Origin of the sequence: Phaeodactylibacter luteus (assembly GCF_007993045.1) — a bacterium.
In the GTDB taxonomy this organism is placed as follows: domain Bacteria; phylum Bacteroidota; class Bacteroidia; order Chitinophagales; family Saprospiraceae; genus Phaeodactylibacter; species Phaeodactylibacter luteus.
The window spans coordinates 1-17378 of sequence record NZ_VOOR01000023.1; the positions used below are offsets into that span (position 1 = coordinate 1).

A 17378-nucleotide genomic window follows, 5' to 3' on the forward strand; every position below is an offset into this window, starting at 1 on the left:
ATCGCACAGCTCGGGTGTGCCCCCATCACAGTAGGAGTACTCAAAGGTGTCCATACCGTTGAAGTCCAGGTCCGGGGTATAGGTGAACGTACCGTCCAGGTTCAGCGTCAGCATGCCGTTCATCGGGCCAGTGACCAGCGTGATCAAAGTATCTGGGCCGTCTACATCCATATCGTTCAACACAACGTTGCCCATCAACTGGCCATCTTCGTCAACCATGGCGGTGTCGTCATTGGCTACAGGGGCGTCGTTGATGTTTTCCACCATGATGCTGACTACAGCTGTATCGCAATCTCCGTCAAAATCACAGATCGCGTAAGCCAAGCTATCTACACCAAAAAAATCACCGCCTGGCGTATACAATATGGTATCGTCAGTTGGATTGGCAGGAGTGCCATTGTCATCAACTGAAGCTATCCCATTGGCAGGAGCAGTCACTATAGAGATCGGAGCCAGAGCTGGCCCGTCGAGCCCAAAGTCATCGTTGCCCACAACATTAAGCACAAAATCAACAGCATCCTCTGGCACAGAAACCATGTCATCAACTGCCATTGGCAGGTTATTGTCACAAGCGTCTGGGATACCATCCCCATCAACATCAAGGTTATCATCCCCAAGACAGCACTTATCCAGGCAATCTGGCACCCCATCGCCGTCCTCATCGCCACGAGCGAAACCGTAAAGCAGGTTGACGGTGCCTGCCGCTACACCGGCAGCGACTGTAGCATTGATGCTAAACTGTATTTCATCAAAAGAAAGAGAAGTGGGGAAGCTGATGGCAGCATTGCCCGAGCCGCCGCTCAACAGCCCAAGGTTCAATAAGCCCGTACCACCGGTCACAGATTCTCTAACTGTGCCGTTAAGGTAAGTAGTGACACTCAGCCCGTTTAGGACATCGGCAGAAAGCAATCCGCCATCGATCCGGTAAACAAACCCTGCTTCTTTGCCTGCAGGGATAGGCTCAGGCAATAGTATGGAAACACTCGCATCGCCCAATGCCCCTACCAACAAGTTAATAGGTGTTGCATTGGACAGATCGTCGTCAATGACGTTTGATATAGAACTGATAGAACAGCCCACACACGCAGTGGGTGGCAGCTGTGTACGCGCGTAATTGATGCTTGCGCAATAAAAGGAATTGGCAGTAAAAACCTCTCCACAAGTATCCGCAATATTATCCGTCGCACCATCGCCACCCGGGCAGCTTACCGGCTCTACGAAAGCATAGAATACGTCAACCGTGGACAACAGCCCGAGATCAAGGACGCCTCCCTGTAATACCACTTCTATCTCATTATAAGGAAGGGTGGTGACAAATGAAACCCGCTGTTGCCCTGAAGGGGCAAGTGCATCTGCCCCCAGTAAACTGCCGCCTGTACCAGAAACCTCAACAGGCACTCCATCTAAATAAGTGCGGATCTGGAAACCGCTCAACAGGCCCGCATTCAACAGCCCGCCTGTCTGTACGACGAAGCCAGCGCGAGTGCCACCTGGATAAATTTGGGTAGTATCCACTACGGAAATCAAAGGTGTGGCAGAGCCTAGCAGCCCAAGGTTGAGCAAGCTGGCTGTGCTCACGGCATTAGAAAGGTCTCCGTCAGTAAGGTTTCCAGCATCAGGGCTTGCGCACAGGGTGCAGCCGGGCAAATTGCCCACTATCGTGCCCGGGCCAGATACAGGGTCGTTGCAATCCGTATCTACAGAAGCCTGCCGGAAATCAACTGTAACCGTTTGCGAACAGCCTGGGATGCTGGGGTCTGTGAGCGTGAAGGAGTATATCCCCTGAACCGTTAGCCCAGAGACCAAGCCGTTATTATCTATTGTTGCAGCTGCAGGGTTGCCAGGGTCGGCAGACCACACTTGCCCTGGGCCAGCGGCCGGTAGCTGTGCGGTGCTCGTCAGCCCATCTGGGCATACTTTTACCGGAGCGATGGGAGCGAGGGCGCAGTCCATATCACAGGCATCGGGCACGCCATCACCATCCGCATCGAGTGCATCGCTGCCTCCAGGGCATTTGTCTACACAATTGGGGAAGCCGTCGCCATCATCGTCAAAGCGGACAAAAGCGTAGTATACGCGCCTGGAGGATAGGTTCAAAACAGAAGGGTAGGCTATCCTGACACTGGCGAAAGGCAGGGTAGTCTTGAAGCTGATAGATGCCACGTTGGTGCCAGACAACAGCCCCACACTTGCTAAGCCAGACCCCGCGTCAAATACTTCAAGGGGTGTGCCAAGTACAGAGTAGGTCGTGATGGTAACTCCATCAAGCAGAGATAGGTTGAGCAAGCCTGTGCCCAACAAGCCTGCCGTCTCTATGACAAACCCTACGTCATTGCCTCCGCTGATCAAGGTACCTGTGTTCACCTCAATGAACGGTGCTGCCAGTACCCCGATAGCTGAAGTAGCAAAGTTGGTCGTATCAGGGTCAATAACATTAGCCGTAGGGCCAAAGCTAGCTAGCCCGAGCAGGCCGCCACCGCCCGAAGAGACCGAAGCCAGAGGGAAATTAGCTGTCGTGATAGCTGTAGAGCAATCATAATCGCAGCCATCTACCTCCTCATAAGCATAATACACACGCAGCCCATCTAGCTCCGTATTGAGCAGGCCGGTTTTGACAAGCGCGACCTCGTCAAAAGGAAGGGAGGTGAGGAAGTCGACCCGGCGCCTGCCGGCATTCTCTGCAGAAAGCAGGCTCAGGTTGATGCCCCCCCCACTGCCATTCGAAATGGCGACGGTCTCCTGTACTACATTGTTCAGAGAAGTCTGAATCGCCAGTCCGTTGAGCAGATCGAGGGACAATAGCCCTCCTGTAGCTTCTATGACAAAGCCTGTCCTACGGCCTGCAGGATAGGTGTTGTTTACGTCTTTTACATTGACCAGCTGTAAATTGCCGACCGCAATAGAGCCCAAGCCTGCAAATTCGGCGAAGTTGTTGAGGTCGCCGTCCAAAATGTTGTTCAGATTGGGGTTGGTCGCAAGGAGATTGATCAGCCCAGCGGACAAATCGTCTACCACGACGCCTTTTCCAGAAATGGGGTTGTTGCACGCTCCTGGTATTTGCGCAGACAGGCCGAAGGTTGCCAGGAAAACAAGAAGTGCGGAAAGAAAAGATAATCTACCTCGCCTAGACCAATTAATGGGGCGTGGCATTTGGACAACTGCTGCGGCTGCAGCAGCTCCCGTCATTAGGTGCTGTTTCATGAGCGTTTGTGTCGTTTATAGTGTGCAATATTAGTGCCAAGCAAAAACTCCGAGGACGGGCACCCACTACTATAAACGCTCATGCTCCCACAGAGGAGAGGCCAAACAGGTATAGCCTAATGGCAAAGTTGTGCATATTTGCCGATATGGGCAGCTCACTTCCTCTGTAGCCTTGGTTTACCGTTACAAGGCCCTTAGCAAGGACTGTCTGGCACAATCATCCGGGCAAGTATCCTCTGCTAAAGGACATACGCTCGGGATTGCCGCAGTCAGCGGGCTGTCACATTCTTAATTATAAGGGGGACTATGCGCCGGCAGATTAGCAGCGCATCTTGTTTTTTAAGGGGAAAAGACCTGAGATGAACGGCTTGACATACTGTAGCTAAGCTCATCCAATCAAATCTTCCGATTTACAAAGTTACACTATTAGCTTACCACAAACAATCCTTTAAACACAAAAAAGCGCTTGCTAATACAAAAAAACACCTAACTGTCTAAAAATAAGCAATTTAAAAAACACCCCCCTCCTTCCATCTTACCAAACATCAACCTTCCTGACTTACGAAAGCCAAAGACAGGCCAGCTGCTACAATTCAGTACTGAACCAAGCCCAGAGGCGCTAACGCCGGCGCCGGCGCCACCAAATCAACCCTGCCAATCCGATGGCCAACAGGGGCCAAGCTCCGATTGCCCCTAAGAAAAGCTGCTGCAGCAAATCCCAGCCGCTGCGGAAGGCATCCGCCACTTCCCGCCCAAAAGAACGCTCAGCCAGCCCTGTGGCGGTCTGTTCGTACATAGACAGCCGGATACTGCTTAAGCTCACCTGACGCTCGAGATAACGCATCTGGCCTTCCATAGACTCCAGCTCAGCGATGGCGCTCTGCAACTGACGCTCGACCTCCATCACCTCTCCTACGTTTACGGCTGCTGAAAGCAAAGACTCATAGCGTGCTACGAGCGCGCGCTTGGCAGAAAGGCGCGACTCCAAATCGATGTACTGACGGGTCACATCTTCCTGCCTGACCGAACGGGATTCAATAACTTCTGCCAGCTCCGCCAGCTCATCAAGCAGGCTATCCAGCTTTTCCGGGGCGACCCGGATAACCATTTGGCGCTGCAAGCGGTTGCCATATTGCTCTTCCGTATCTTCTTCGATCTCAGCGCCTGCCCTGCGCACTAGCTGCCTGGCCGCCTCAGCCTTTCGGTGGAAATCAATCACTTCCATGCGCAGCTCAGCCGTCCGGATCAACTTGCGCCCGGGCAACTCGGCCTCATCGGGGGCATCGAACTCCCCAGCCGTCATTTTTGCTTCATAGGAAGGTGCTGAAAATTGACTCCCGTCTTGCGTGCAGGCAGTGCTCATGACGATCACCAAGAATAGGGCAAAGTAGGTGGTTAGCAGCTTCATCATCGTTTGGTTTTCCTGACAAGATGCAGGGATAAAACAGAATGCACAAACTCGGCCACTAAATATATGATCTACGGCATAAACGGTACAGGCAAAAACCAGATTGCCGCTTTTTCCCCTGCATAATGTGAGGGGGCCTGCCCCTGCCAAACGGCAGGTGCCGCTATGCTACGGGGCTCGCTGCCCGCTCGGCCCCTCGCCCTACAGGCGTCGGGTCTGGCCTTCGGCCACCCCTGCGCAGCGCTAGGCCAATGCCAGCCTAGAGCTCAAAAAGCATAAACGCCTGCGGTATTTCAGTTTACGCACAGCTGCACTGCGTCCCCATTTCACCCGCTGCCCCTTTCCGCAGTGCAGACATATTTGCTACCTTCGCACCGCAATTGCTCATCAACCCTCATCCCTCTTGAAAGATACTTACCGTCATAAAGGGCTTAGGCGGCAGCTCATCGAAGAGCTTGCGCAAAAAGGCATATCTGACCAGGCCGTACTCGATGCCATGCAAGTGTTGCCCCGGCACTTTTTCCTGGACAAGGCTTTTGAAGAATGGGCTTATCAGGATAAAGCTTTCCCGATCGGCAATGAGCAGACCATTTCACAGCCCTACACGGTGGCTTTTCAAACCAGCCTCCTCAATGTACAAAAAAGGCAAAAGGTACTGGAAATAGGGACCGGCTCCGGATACCAAGCCTCCATCTTAGCTTTATTGGGCGCGCGCGTGTACACCGTCGAGCGGCAGGAAGCCCTCTATCTCCGGGCACAACAGCTGATCGCTCAGCTCAAGCCAGGGAACATCCGCTGCTATTGGCGGGATGGGTACAAAGGGCTCCCAGAATTTGCACCCTTCGATAAAATTTTGGTCACGGCCGGGGCTCCTGAAGTGCCAACGCCCCTACTCCAACAACTAACGATGGGAGGCCAGCTTGTCATCCCTGTAGGCAAAGGCGCTCAGTCTATGCTCAGGATTACCCGCGTTTCAGCCGATGAATATGAGCAGGAAGAGCTCGGGCAATTCCAATTTGTGCCCTTTCTGAAAGGGCTGCACCGCAAGTAAGCCCATCAGTCTACCCGGCGCCCGCTTGCCACTCTGGAGCGGACATCCGTCTGCCGCACTTTATCCAGATCAATGAGCAGCGTGGCCAGGGCAGCTTCCCCTCCAGTGCGCCACTTTTTACCTTCATAAGTCACCACCCCTGTGCGCCGCTGCCAATCAGATGCCCTCAGGGTATAGCGGCCGGAAACACTGGGGTTGGGCCCAAAAATAAGGTAGCGCCCCTCTCCATTGCCTTCAAAAGCGACCGCCAGCCGCTCTTCTCCGGGAAAGAACTGTACCACTCCCGGGGTCCCTTTCCGGAACACAACCTGTTCGACCTGCCGCCCGTCTATCATTCGGATTTCTCCAGATACTACCTCCGCTTTAGAGCCGGTCAGCTCTCGGGTCAGTATAATGTCGCTGGAAAGATAAAATTGGACCTGTTGCAGTTCTTCAGGTGTGAACCGGCTCTCCTCGTAGAGCTGTTGTGTAAAGGGGCTGAGGGTAGGCCCGCAGGAGGAGAGCAATGGCAGCAGAAGGGCAAACGTCAAATATTTTTGCATCAAACAAAGGTTTTGCTGAGCATGCAAAATAAGCCCTGCACCTTACTCTTGCCGGAATTTAAAACCCCATTAACCCTTTTTAAGGCCACTTTAAAGGTCAGCGCCGCGCTTTGAAAAAAGCCTTCAGCAAACCTTGGCACTGCGCCTCGCGCACACCGTACTCTACCCTTGTTTTGGGGTGCAGCAGCCCATTCCCCTGACGGAGATAACCGCGTTTTTCGTCAGCAGCACCATACACCAGCCGGCCCAACTGTGCCCACTGCAAAGCCCCTGCGCACATCACGCAGGGCTCAAGGGTGACGTACAAGGTGCACTGCCTTAAGTACTTACTGCCCAAATGGTTGGCGGCAGCTGTGAGCGCTAGCATTTCAGCGTGGGCCGTAACGTCGTTCAGGAGCTCCGTCTGATTGTGGGCCCGGGCAATGATCTGATTATGGGCCACCACCACAGCACCGACGGGTATTTCGCCCGCAGCGAAGGCCTCCTCCGCTTCTTGCAGCGCCTTTTCCATGAAATATTCGTCTGTAAAAACCTTTATCATACCTCAAATATAACATGTACCGGCCAACTAGCTTTTTTTCCATTTCCCTACGGGATAGCCTTTTCTTTTTGAAACCAAATTCTTTACCTTTGCGCATGGAAATACAGAAAACAGCTCAAGACAAATTTTTAGGCGAAGGGCTCACCTTCGATGATGTACTTCTCGTTCCTGCTTACTCAGAGGTCCTACCACGGGAAGTCGATGTATCCACTCAATTTACCAAAGACTTACGCCTCAACGCGCCCATTGTCTCTGCTGCAATGGATACCGTTACGGAGAACAAGCTGGCGATCAGCATTGCCCGGCAGGGCGGCATCGGTATCATCCACAAAAATATGACTATCGCAGAGCAAGCCGAACAGGTGCGCAGCGTGAAACGCTCAGAAAGCGGGATGATTGTCGACCCGGTCACCTTGGAGGCGAGCGCAAGCGTTGGCGATGCCCTGGAGCTGATGAGGCGGTTCAAAATCGGGGGCATCCCTATCGTCGGCAAAGGGCAGATCCTCGCCGGCATCCTGACCAATCGGGACCTTCGGTTCGAAAAGGAGTTCAACGCCCCGGTAAGCGAGCTGATGACTAGCGAAAACCTGATCACCGCCCCGGTGGGCACTACACTGGAGCAGGCTCGTGACATCCTACAGCGCCACAAAATCGAGAAGCTGCCTGTTGTAGATGAGAACAGGAAGCTCGTAGGCCTCATTACTTACAAGGACATCATGAAGGTCAAAAACTACCCCAATTCCTGCAAAGACCACCTCGGCAGGCTGGTCGTCGGTGCAGCCGTTGGGGTTACCCACGACCTCATGGACCGGGTGGAGGCTTTGGTTAAAGTAGGCGTAGACGTCGTTATCGTAGATACCGCCCACGGCCACTCAGCAGGTGTGCTCCGCGCAGTACAAGAGGTCAAAAACACCTTCCGGGACGTACAAGTCATAGGCGGCAATGTGGCAACTGGCGCAGGCGCCCGCGCCTTGGCCGAAGCTGGCGTAGATGCCATTAAAGTTGGGGTGGGCCCAGGCTCCATTTGTACCACCCGTATCGTAGCTGGCGTAGGCGTACCTCAGCTCACCGCTATCCACAATGCCTATCAGGCGGTGAAAGACCTGGGCGTGCCTATCATTGGCGACGGTGGCATCCGCTATACCGGCGACATCGTTAAAGCGCTCGCTGCCGGTGCCAGCACCATCATGGCCGGCGGCCTTTTCGCAGGAGTGGAAGAAGCCCCCGGTGAGACCATCATCTACGAAGGCCGCAAATTCAAGGTGTACCGCGGCATGGGCTCCTTGGGCGCCATGGAGCAGGGCTCCAAAGACCGCTACTTCCAAGATGTAGAAGACGATATCAAAAAACTGGTGCCTGAGGGCATAGAGGGCAGGGTGCCCTACAAGGGGACGGTGGCTGAAGTCATGGTGCAATACTTGGGCGGGCTCCGCGCAGGCATGGGCTACTGTGGGGCACAGACCATTGCCGATCTGCAGAAAGCGCAGTTCGTTAAGATTTCCGGTTCGGGCATACTGGAAAGCCATCCGCACAACATCACCATCACTAAGGAATCGCCCAACTACAGCCGCCGTTAAGCGGCCGCAATAAAGAGCCTGAACACAACGGCTCATTAGTTGAGAAGGGGCTTCCGGCAATTCGCCAGAAGCCCCTTCTCTTTTAGGTATATGGTTTAGAGCGTGTTGGAACTTTAGTAATCGGTCTGTCCCGCTAAGCTAGCGGGACACTTTTTCGACTAGAAGACCAAAGTCCCAACACGCTCTTAGAGATCAGGAAACCCTGATTATTTCGTCACCACAACGCGCTTGGTCATTTCTCCCTGGCCAGCTTGTACGCGCACCATGTACACACCACTGCCGTAGGCGGAGAAGTCCAGCTGCTGCTGCACTTTTGCCGTCTGCCCAAGGTGGATCTGCCGGAGCTCTCGGCCTGCTACATCCGTGATGGTCAGGATGATTTCAGAAGCCTCTTCCAGCTGCAGAGAGAAATCTACTGCTCCAGAAGTAGGGTTAGGCCCGAGGTAGTAAGCCGATAAGCCTTCAATCTCGGTTACGCTTACCATAACCTGAATAGTGCCCGTAACCGTACAGCCATTAGCATCGGTAACGGTGACCGTGTACTCGCCATCCTCCAGGTCGGTAGCCATAGGGGTCGTTTGCCCGTCAGACCACTCGTAAGTGTAAGGAGGCACTCCGCCGCTGACCGTTACGGTAGCAGTACCATTGCCAGCTACCAGCTCGTCGATAATTGGCGCTGTGCCGAAATTGACGATAAGGGAGTCTGCAGAAACCTCGCAGATATTGGCGAAAGCCTGCCCACCTGCCGTGTTGGCCGTGACCGCAGCCTTGATGACCCATGTCCCTTGGAATGGAGGGAAGTTGTTGGCACTGAGCAGACCGTTGAGGTCTGCATCGTATTCTGAATTAGGGTCTGCGCCAGTAAGGATAAAGGTGCCACCGAGCGCGCCGGTGCCGCCAAGGTCACTGTAAAATACCCAGCCAAAGCTGCCGGCAGCAGGCACCTCTGAGGTTTCACCTGCCTCAAGGATAAAGGTTTCTTCCTCGCTACATACAGCCACTTCGCCAGTGCTGAGCATTGGAGCAACAGAGCAGGCCTCTTCTTCGCACATCGTAGTACCGTCAACGCAGGTCAGTGCAGGGAAGCCATTGCCTACCCCGGTGTTCTCTCCACCGCCACAAGCGCCAGCTTCATTGATGACAATCAGGTAAGTACCTTCCACATCAGCAGTCCAAGTAATAGAGCATCCGTCTCCATCGCCAGCGCCAAAGGCAACTACCTCCCCGTTGGGGTTGATAATAGTAAACTCAGGTACCCAGGTACCTGCGCCAGGGCCATTGCACATGCTGAATGTATAAGTGCCGCCAGCTTGGAAGTTGTCCACGCTGTAAGCTTCAGAAGCGAATACTTCAAAAGTCGTAATCTCGTTGAACGGGCAGCCGGTGCCGTCGTCGCAAGGCGCTCCTCCAAAAGTAGAGTTGAAGTCGGTCCAGCCCGTAGTATCAGTAGGAGCGACCCAGTCCAGGCAAGGCTCCATAGGCATGCCGCCAATTTCGATAGTACCTTCTGTAGCACAGCCATTATCATCTGTAATGGTAACGGTGTACACACCCTCCATCAGGCCAGTAGCGGTTGCCGTAGTCTGGCCATCAGACCAAGTGTAGGCGTAAGGCTCTACGCCGCCGCTTGCAAATGCCGTCACGGTGCCGTCCATATTGTCTACCAGCGAATCGATGCCTACCGCATCAGTGATGAAGTTGACAATGATAGAGTCTTCAGATACGGAACAGATAGAGCCAGATGGGCTCGCTGCGTTTTCGTAGACCACTGCACGGATAACCCATAAGCCTCCCAGATCAGGCAGGTTATTGGCCGCGAGGATACCGTTTAGGCCAGCATCATAGGAAGCCGGAGTGCTTGCGCCAGTGAGGTTGAATACGCCAGGGATGCCACCTGTGCCGCCCAATACATCAGAAAACTGCCAGCCGAAGCCGCCAGTGCCAGGGATGACATCCATCCCGTCAGTAGCCAGGTCGACACTTTCGCCCGGGCATACTGCCACTTCTCCGGTAGTCGTCAGGACACCCGCCGCGCAGGTCACTACGTCGCCAATGCCCAGCTCGCCAGATACAACGCTGCAGCCTGTTGCATCAGTAACCGTCACGGTGTAGATGCCTTCTTCCAAGCCAGTAGCGGTGGCAGTTGTCTGCCCATCAGACCAAACGTAGGAATAGGGCTCAGTGCCAGCATCTGCAACTACAGTCGCAGACCCGTCGCCATTGTCTGTCAAAGACACAATGAAAGGAGTGAACTCCACGACGAGTGAATCCATTGTGGTCGCACAGATGGTGCTAGATGCGCTGCCTGCGTCAGAATAGACCACCGCCTTGATGGTCCACACCCCGCTGAACGGAGGGAAATTGTTGGCACTAAGTATGCCGTTCAAGTCTGCATCATAGTTGGCAGTGATGCTTGCGCCTGTAAGGGTGAAAGTCCCGCCCAACGCGCCGCTCCCGGTAGTGCCAGGGATGAAACGGTAGCCAAAGCCTCCCCCTTCAGGAATGACATTGGCATCTTCTACGCCGATATCAAAAGAGGAAACACCGGTATCGTCACAGCTAAGCGTGACCACCCCGGTATTCTGAAGTGCGCCGACAGCGCAATCCTGTGCATGGGCTAAAGGTGTGCCCAGCAGCCAGACGGCTGCGAAAAGCAATAATCGGTAATGTTTTGCAATCATAGGTGCAATTAATTAATTAGGTGAAAAGGATTGGACTTGATGCATTGGGCCAGTGCAGTAGGAAAAATGAGCTGTGCTCAACCACGCGCCGGCTTTTCTTAGGAGCTTAGCCTAAGCTAAGTAACTGAAAAAGGCATAGTACGGGCAGGAAAGCGCCATTTCAACCCTGCAATGACCCCGGCACATCAAGCCTATTGATAGCCATAAGGCCAGATAGACTGTGCTAGCCTGCATAAATACAGCCTGTTTATGGGATATTCTCCCTCTACAGCTTTTTTTCCCTGCAAGCAAACCGACAAAGTTCCCTAAAAACTATAGGGCTCAGGAATTCAGCTTGGCCCGATTATTTAGTTAAATTTGTCTTTGACCTTTGCCTTTTCAACGGATGACGCCAACCTTGCCACAACGCATACCGCGTTCTTTTTTCCTGGAAGCAGATGTCCTCCAAGCCAGCAACAAGCTGCTTGGGCACATACTCGCTACTTCCATAGGCGGCATAGTGGCCAGGGGGCGTATTGTTGAAGTGGAAGCTTACCGCGGCAGCGATGATAAAGCTTGCCACGCCTACGGCAACAAGCGCACGCCCCGCACTGAGGTGATGTTCGGGCAAGGAGGGCACGCTTATGTTTACCTTTGCTATGGCATTCACCATCTGTTCAATATTGTAACAGGCCCGGCGGGGCAAGCTGATGCTGTACTGATCCGAGCGCTCGAACCGCTTCCCTGCTCCCATGGCCACATGCTGAAGCGCAGAGGGATGGAAAAAGTGCAAAAACGGCTTACGGCAGGCCCGGGCATGCTCTCCCAAGCCATGGGCATCACCACAGCACTTTCAGGAGCAGACCTGGCAGCGGCCGATAGCCCTGTATGGCTGGAGTGGGGCTCCGCCCTCCCAACTGAAACCGCTATCGCGCGCAGCCCCAGGATTGGCGTAGGCTATGCTGAAGAATGCGCAGCCTGGCCTTGGCGCTTCACTATAAAGCAGAGCCCTTGGCTGAGCCGGTAACGCGGCAATTCAACCGCTCCTTTTTGCGTTATGGAACCGGATTTTTTACTACCCTATGCAGAAAACTCGCTTTATGAAACTTCCAACAAGGACCTTACTCCTTCTCCTTTTTAACTTCGCTGCTCACCTCCAGGGCCAGAACAATCCTGCAGGCCTGAAAAATATAGACTATGTCTATGCCGACCACATCCGCTCTGTGCAGTTTCATATAGATGGGCTTGTGCTCTCCTCCCCTATCATCGACCTCAACAGCGCAGCTAAGCTCGAACTTACTTTTGACGACCTGGACGCTGATGTTAAAGACTATTTCTACAGCATCGTGCATTGCGACCGCAATTGGCAGCCTTCCAACTTACAGGAAATGGAATACCTGGATGGGTTCGCAGAGGAGCGCATACAGCAGTACGACTTTTCCTTCAAAACCCTTTGGCCTTATACGCACTACACCCTTAAGCTGCCCAACCGGGACATGAGGTGGCGGCTCTCTGGCAACTACCTTCTACTGGTTTATGATGAATCCAATAACCGGGAGCTCGTCATTACCCGCCGGTTCGTTGTCGTGGACCAACAAGTTGGCATTTCCCCTAGGTTCCTGCGCGCCAATAATGTGAGCAAGCTGCGTACCCATCAGGAAATTGACTTCAACGTCGCGCACAAACAGCTCCGCATTCAGAACCCGCAACAAGAGATCACCGCGACCATCATGCAAAATGGAAGATGGGACAACGCCATCACCGGAGTAGTGCCCAAGTTCATCCGGCCAGAGCTCATGATTTTCGATTACCAAGACGAGGTCGTATTCCCAGGCGGGAAGGAATTCCGCTATGCAGACCTGCGGAGCTTCCGGCGGGTCTCCTTCAATGTCGCCTCCGTAAGGCAAGAAGAACAGTCTTACGTAGTAGAGATGAAAGCGGACAACCGCAGGGATCAGTTGCCTTATACTACCTTTGAGGACATCAACGGCAATTTCATCGTGGAGACCAACGACCAGAACAGAGGGCGAGACCGGCAGGAAGACTATGAGCTCGATCAGCTCTACGCTGAATATGCGGATGTTTCCTTTGCCCTCAGCTCCCCTCCCCTGCCCGGGTACGACATTTACCTCTTTGGCGCCTTTACCGACTGGCAGCCAAAAGCGCAGTACCGCTTGGAATACGACCCCAAACTGGAAGCGTATACCGGGTGGACCATCCTCAAGCAGGGCTACTATGACTATATGTACGCTGCACTGCCCAGGCAGAGCAACAACCGGAACAAGCCTCAGGCGGGCCCTCTTGATGTCGGCCTTATCGAAGGCCACAGTGATGAAACCATCAATGAGTATACCATCATCATTTATTACCGCCCCTACGGCAGCCGCTACGATCAGGCGGTTGGAGCCGTGACTTTCACCTCTACTTTATGAGCGCAACATAGAGGGAATGCCCGGTTTTAAAGGGTATCTACAGCCGGGCGGCAGCCACTGACGGCTTTCCAAGTTATATGTTTACGTTTATCCGAGATTAGCCCAACTTGATATAATTTATCTTGCTATTTGGCAAAGGCCTGTTAATATTGCTGGGTATTCCAAAGTTAAGCTCCACATAGGGGCTGAACCCGACTTCCTCAGCCAACAGGCTGTCAAATGCCAAACCAAGATGATGCTAAAAAAACTGACTTCCACTTTCCTTTTTGCTGCCGGTTTTTTGGCTGTGCAGGCGCAGAGCCCCGCATGGTCATTGGAAAAATGTATTACCTACGCCCAGCAAAACAACCTTACCCTAAAACTAGCAGAATACGATATCCGCAATGCAGAGCTCGACTTGGAGCAAGACCGTTTTAGCCGGATGCCTACCCTGAGCGCCAACGGCAGGGCCGGTTATCAGTTTGGCCGTACCATTGACCCGACCACCAACACCTTCAATAACCAGCGCATTGGCTTCAATAGCTACTCCCTAGATGCCTCCGTCAGCCTCTACAACGGCGGAGCGATACACAACTCCATACAACAGAGCCAAGTCAATGCACGGGCTGCCCGGCTCGATGCCAAAGCCAGTAGCAATGATATCGCCCTCAGCGTAGCCAGTACTTACCTCAGTATCCTTTTGGCAGAAGAGCAGCTGGCAAATGCCAAAAAAAACCTGGAGCTGACTCAGGAACAATTGAGCCAGACCGATAAGCTCATCGACGCCGGCTCACTGCCGGAGAACGACCGCCTGGACTTCCTCTCCCAGATCGCTGTCAACGAGCAGGCCATCATAGAAGCAGAGAACCAGGTAGCCATAGGGTACTTGAACCTAAAACAGCTCCTCCAGCTGCCCCCCGAAGAGCAACTGCAAATCGTACGCCCAGAATTTATCGAAGCGCCAGAAGCAGTCAGCCCAGACGTGCTCAACCTCGACAAAGTCTACCTGGCTGCTTTGCAAACGCAACCGCAGGTAAGGTCCGCTGAACTCCGTGTGGAAAGCGCACAGTTTGGCGAAAAAATCGCCCGCAGCGGCTTCCTCCCTAGCCTTGCGGTCTTCGCCAACCTCAACTCCAACTATTCCTCAGCTTTTAGCCGGCCCATCACGGAAACGCTGCTTGTGCCACAAACGGTCTTTATCGATGGCAACCCGGTCGTCATTGAGTTTGAATCTACCGTCCCTGTAGATTTTGAGCAGATTTCCTATCCGGACCAGCTCGACCAAAACTTCGGGCAGGTCGTCGGCGTCAACCTCAGCATCCCTATCTATAGCCGGAATACCAACCGGATTAATGTGGAGCGGGCACGGGTGGGCGCTCTCCGGGCAGAAACCGCAAGTGAGCAAATCAATCAGCAGCTCAAAACAGACGTGCAGCGCGCTATTGCAGATACCCGGGCCTCGTACAACAATTACCAAGCGGCCCAACGGGCTGTAGAGGCATCTGCTGTCGCATTCGAAAATGCAGAGCAACGCTTCGACCTCGGTGCTATCAACACCTTAGAGTACACCACTGCCCGAAACACACTCGACCGTGCGCGCACAGATGCCATCCGGGCCAAGTACCAGTTCATCTTCAACCTCAAAACGGTAGATTTCTACCTCGGCAAAGAGCTCAAACTCAACAGCAACTAACCCGCGCCCCTTCTTTCACTTCAATAACCAACTTGAACCATCATCATTATGGCTAAGTCAAAACGAAACAACAAACTAATATTCGGATTACTAGGGCTCATTGCCATCCTTGTTGCAGTGGCTGTCTGGCGCAGTAAGAGCAAGCCCAAAGGTGAGAAAGTGATAACGGAGGCTTGCGAAAAACGCACCATAACAGAAGAGGTTTCGGCCAGTGGGAAAATATTCCCACAGACCGAAGTCAAAATCAGCTCGGATGTCTCCGGGGAAATCGTCGAGCTGCTGATCGAAGAAGGGGACTCTGTAGTCTCTGGACAGCTCTTGGCCCGTATCGACCCTGATGCCTTCGAATCACAGGTAGAGCGGGGCGTGGCCAGTGTCAATAGCGCTAAAGCCCAATTGGCGAACGCAAAGTCGCAGATCGAGCAGTTCAAAGCCCAAAAAGAACAGATAGAGGCACAGCTGGCCAATGCCCGGGAAATTCACCAACGCAATGAAAAGCTCTACGAGCAGGGCGTCATCTCTGAAGCAGACTATCAGCAGTCTCTATCCAACTTCCGGGGGCTGGAAGCCAACCTCAAATCCGCAGAAGCCAATATCAAAGCTGCTCAAGAAAGTGCACGGGCTTCCGCCTTTTCTGTGGAAAGCGCTGAAGCCAGCCTCAAAGAGCTGCGGACAAGCCTGAGAAGGACCGAAATTTTTGCCCCTATGAGCGGCATCGTTTCCCGCCTCGATGTAGAAGAGGGCGAGCGCGTTGTTGGCACCATCCAAATGGCAGGTACAGAAATGATGCGCATTGCCAACCTGAATGCCATGGAAGTCCGGGTGGAGGTCAGTGAAAACGATATCCCCCGGGTAACAGTAGGGGACGAAGTCGCTATTGAAGTAGATGCTTACATCGACCGCATCTTCAAAGGCAAAGTCACACAAATTGCCAACTCCTCTACCAACGCTGCCGCGTCAACTTCCCTGACCAGCGACCAAGTGACCAACTTCGAGGTACGCATCAATATCGACCCGGCTTCTTACAAAGACCTCATCTCCCCTCAAAAGCCCTACCCTTTCCGCCCGGGCATGTCTGCCTCTGTCGATATCCGGACAGAAGTAGCTAAGGGCATTCTCACTGTCCCTATCCAAGCCGTGACTACCCGGGAAAAAGAGGACGCTAAGAAAGGGGAGGCACAAGAAATTGGCGAAGACGACCTGCTGGAAGTTGTATTCCTTATCAAAAATGATACCGTAGCCATGCAGGAAGTCCGCACCGGTATCCAAGACGACTCTTACATTCAGATCCTTAGCGGGCTGGAAGGCGGAGAAGAGATTGTCACTGGCCCTTACGCTGCAGTAGCCCGGAAACTAAAGAGCGGCAAATCTGTTCAAGTGGTATCCGAGGATGAACTCTACAACAAAAGCGATGAATAAACCTGCTGATAAAGCACTGATCATATTTATCCGGAACCCGGAAAAAGGAAAAGTAAAAACACGTTTGGCGCAGGGACTCGGTGAAGACCGGGCCCTGCGTATTTATAAAGCCCTGCTCACCAAGACAAGGGATACTGCTCTCGCGGTAGATGCCCAGCGCTTCCTTTTTTACAGCCAGGCTATAGCTCAAAATGATGGCTGGCCAGAACAGGAATTTGACAAGCGCCTACAGTCTGAAGACCCGGACCTCGGGGTACGTATGCACGACAGCTTTTGCACAGCCCTCGCCAAAGCTGAAAAAGCAGTAATCGTCGGAAGCGATATCGCACAAATCGAGCCTCAAATCCTGGAAGAAGCTTTTGCTAAGCTCGCCCATCATGACTACGTCATTGGCCCCGCTCTCGATGGCGGCTATTACTTGTTGGGGATGAAAACGCCTTCTCCCGAACTTTTTACAGGCATGGCCTGGAGCACGGAAAAGGTGTTCCAGGATACCGTAGGCCGTATTCGGCAGCTCAACCGCACCTACGATACGGTCCCTGCCCTCTCCGATATAGATTTTGCCGAAGACTGGGAAAAGCATGGCTGGGACATCGGCCCAGCATGATTAAGGCCGATAACTCAGGAGCGTTTTCGTCACTTATGTGCTGTGCCAGCATAGCCGGCAGGGCCTTGGCGAAGCCGCTGAATTTGAGCTTAACGGGCTAAGTGAAAATGGGCGTAAACCCAAATACCGCAGGCGTTTAAGCTTTTCGGGCTTTAGGCTGGCAATCGGCCTAGCGCTGCGAAGGGGTGGGAAGCCCGATAGGGCCGAGCGGATAGCGAGCCCCGCAGCATAGCGGCACCTGCCCGCTGGCAGGGGCAGGCCCCCCATC

At 53.4% G+C, this 17378-nt stretch carries 12 protein-coding genes; 7 read left to right on the top strand and 5 right to left on the bottom strand.

The window, feature by feature from the left end:
* Both FRY97_RS11995 and FRY97_RS12000 read right to left on the bottom strand, forming a co-directional pair.
* Positions 1 to 3201, bottom strand: a 3201-nt coding sequence (locus FRY97_RS11995) for an Ig-like domain-containing protein (protein ID WP_170254615.1), incomplete at its 3' end; no start/stop codon positions are given.
* Between the two features lie 619 nt (positions 3202 to 3820).
* The gene (locus FRY97_RS12000) at positions 3821 to 4612 is read right to left on the bottom strand and encodes a DUF4349 domain-containing protein (protein ID WP_147167781.1); all 792 of its coding nucleotides are present in this window, start codon (positions 4610 to 4612) and stop codon (positions 3821 to 3823) included.
* Between the two features lie 400 nt (positions 4613 to 5012).
* Between FRY97_RS12000 and FRY97_RS12005 the strand changes: the two genes are divergently transcribed.
* Positions 5013 to 5660, top strand: a complete 648-nt coding sequence (locus tag FRY97_RS12005) for a protein-L-isoaspartate(D-aspartate) O-methyltransferase (protein ID WP_147167782.1) — start codon at positions 5013 to 5015, stop codon at positions 5658 to 5660.
* Between the two features lie 5 nt (positions 5661 to 5665).
* Here FRY97_RS12005 and FRY97_RS12010 read toward each other — a convergent pair whose 3' ends face one another.
* The gene (locus tag FRY97_RS12010; RefSeq protein WP_147167783.1) at positions 5666 to 6202 is read right to left on the bottom strand and encodes a hypothetical protein; all 537 of its coding nucleotides are present in this window, start codon (positions 6200 to 6202) and stop codon (positions 5666 to 5668) included.
* A 97-nt stretch (positions 6203 to 6299) separates the two neighbouring features.
* Positions 6300 to 6743, bottom strand: a complete 444-nt coding sequence (locus tag FRY97_RS12015; protein WP_147167784.1) for a nucleoside deaminase — start codon at positions 6741 to 6743, stop codon at positions 6300 to 6302.
* Positions 6744 to 6838: 95 nt separating this feature from the next.
* Here FRY97_RS12015 and guaB point away from each other — a divergent pair, with 95 nt between their 5' ends.
* Positions 6839 to 8320, top strand: coding sequence for an IMP dehydrogenase (gene guaB, locus FRY97_RS12020; protein WP_147167785.1), 1482 nt, complete (start codon positions 6839 to 6841; stop codon positions 8318 to 8320).
* Positions 8321 to 8526: 206 nt separating this feature from the next.
* Here guaB and FRY97_RS12025 read toward each other — a convergent pair whose 3' ends face one another.
* Positions 8527 to 11001, bottom strand: a complete 2475-nt coding sequence (locus FRY97_RS12025) for a T9SS type A sorting domain-containing protein (RefSeq protein WP_147167786.1) — start codon at positions 10999 to 11001, stop codon at positions 8527 to 8529.
* A 370-nt stretch (positions 11002 to 11371) separates the two neighbouring features.
* On the opposite strand from FRY97_RS12025, the gene FRY97_RS12030 reads away from it, so the two are divergent.
* The 5 genes from FRY97_RS12030 (at position 11372) to FRY97_RS12050 (ending at position 17110) form a co-directional block, all read left to right on the top strand.
* Positions 11372 to 12007 carry a DNA-3-methyladenine glycosylase gene (locus FRY97_RS12030; RefSeq protein ID WP_211356860.1) on the top strand — a complete coding sequence of 212 codons (636 nt, stop codon included), beginning with the start codon at positions 11372 to 11374 and terminating at the stop codon, positions 12005 to 12007.
* Between the two features lie 73 nt (positions 12008 to 12080).
* The gene (locus FRY97_RS12035; protein WP_170254616.1) at positions 12081 to 13412 is read left to right on the top strand and encodes a type IX secretion system plug protein; all 1332 of its coding nucleotides are present in this window, start codon (positions 12081 to 12083) and stop codon (positions 13410 to 13412) included.
* A gap of 232 nt (positions 13413 to 13644) precedes the next feature.
* Entirely contained in the window at positions 13645 to 15084 is a 1440-nt protein-coding gene (locus FRY97_RS12040; RefSeq protein ID WP_147167788.1) for a TolC family protein, read from the top strand.
* A gap of 48 nt (positions 15085 to 15132) precedes the next feature.
* Positions 15133 to 16503, top strand: coding sequence for an HlyD family secretion protein (locus FRY97_RS12045; RefSeq protein WP_147167789.1), 1371 nt, complete (start codon positions 15133 to 15135; stop codon positions 16501 to 16503).
* Positions 16496 to 17110 (top strand): TIGR04282 family arsenosugar biosynthesis glycosyltransferase, encoded by a 615-nt coding sequence (locus FRY97_RS12050; protein ID WP_147167790.1) that lies wholly within the window; start codon positions 16496 to 16498, stop codon positions 17108 to 17110. The genes FRY97_RS12045 and FRY97_RS12050 overlap by 8 nt, the downstream gene beginning before the upstream one ends.
* Positions 17111 to 17378 lie beyond the last annotated feature (268 nt).

Excerpts from the sequence above, each read along its gene's own strand:
- FRY97_RS12045 (WP_147167789.1), top strand. The coding sequence starts at position 15,133 with ATGGCTAAGTCAAAACGAAACAACAAACTAATATTCGGATTACTAGGG.
- FRY97_RS12040 (WP_147167788.1), top strand. The coding sequence starts at position 13,645 with ATGATGCTAAAAAAACTGACTTCCACTTTCCTTTTTGCTGCCGGTTTT.
- FRY97_RS12050 (WP_147167790.1), top strand. The coding sequence starts at position 16,496 with ATGAATAAACCTGCTGATAAAGCACTGATCATATTTATCCGGAACCCG.
- FRY97_RS12010 (WP_147167783.1), bottom strand. The coding sequence starts at position 6,202 with ATGCAAAAATATTTGACGTTTGCCCTTCTGCTGCCATTGCTCTCCTCC.
- FRY97_RS12035 (WP_170254616.1), top strand. The coding sequence starts at position 12,081 with ATGAAACTTCCAACAAGGACCTTACTCCTTCTCCTTTTTAACTTCGCT.
- FRY97_RS12000 (WP_147167781.1), bottom strand. The coding sequence starts at position 4,612 with ATGATGAAGCTGCTAACCACCTACTTTGCCCTATTCTTGGTGATCGTC.
- FRY97_RS12015 (WP_147167784.1), bottom strand. The coding sequence starts at position 6,743 with ATGATAAAGGTTTTTACAGACGAATATTTCATGGAAAAGGCGCTGCAA.
- FRY97_RS12025 (WP_147167786.1), bottom strand. The coding sequence starts at position 11,001 with ATGATTGCAAAACATTACCGATTATTGCTTTTCGCAGCCGTCTGGCTG.
- guaB (WP_147167785.1), top strand. The coding sequence starts at position 6,839 with ATGGAAATACAGAAAACAGCTCAAGACAAATTTTTAGGCGAAGGGCTC.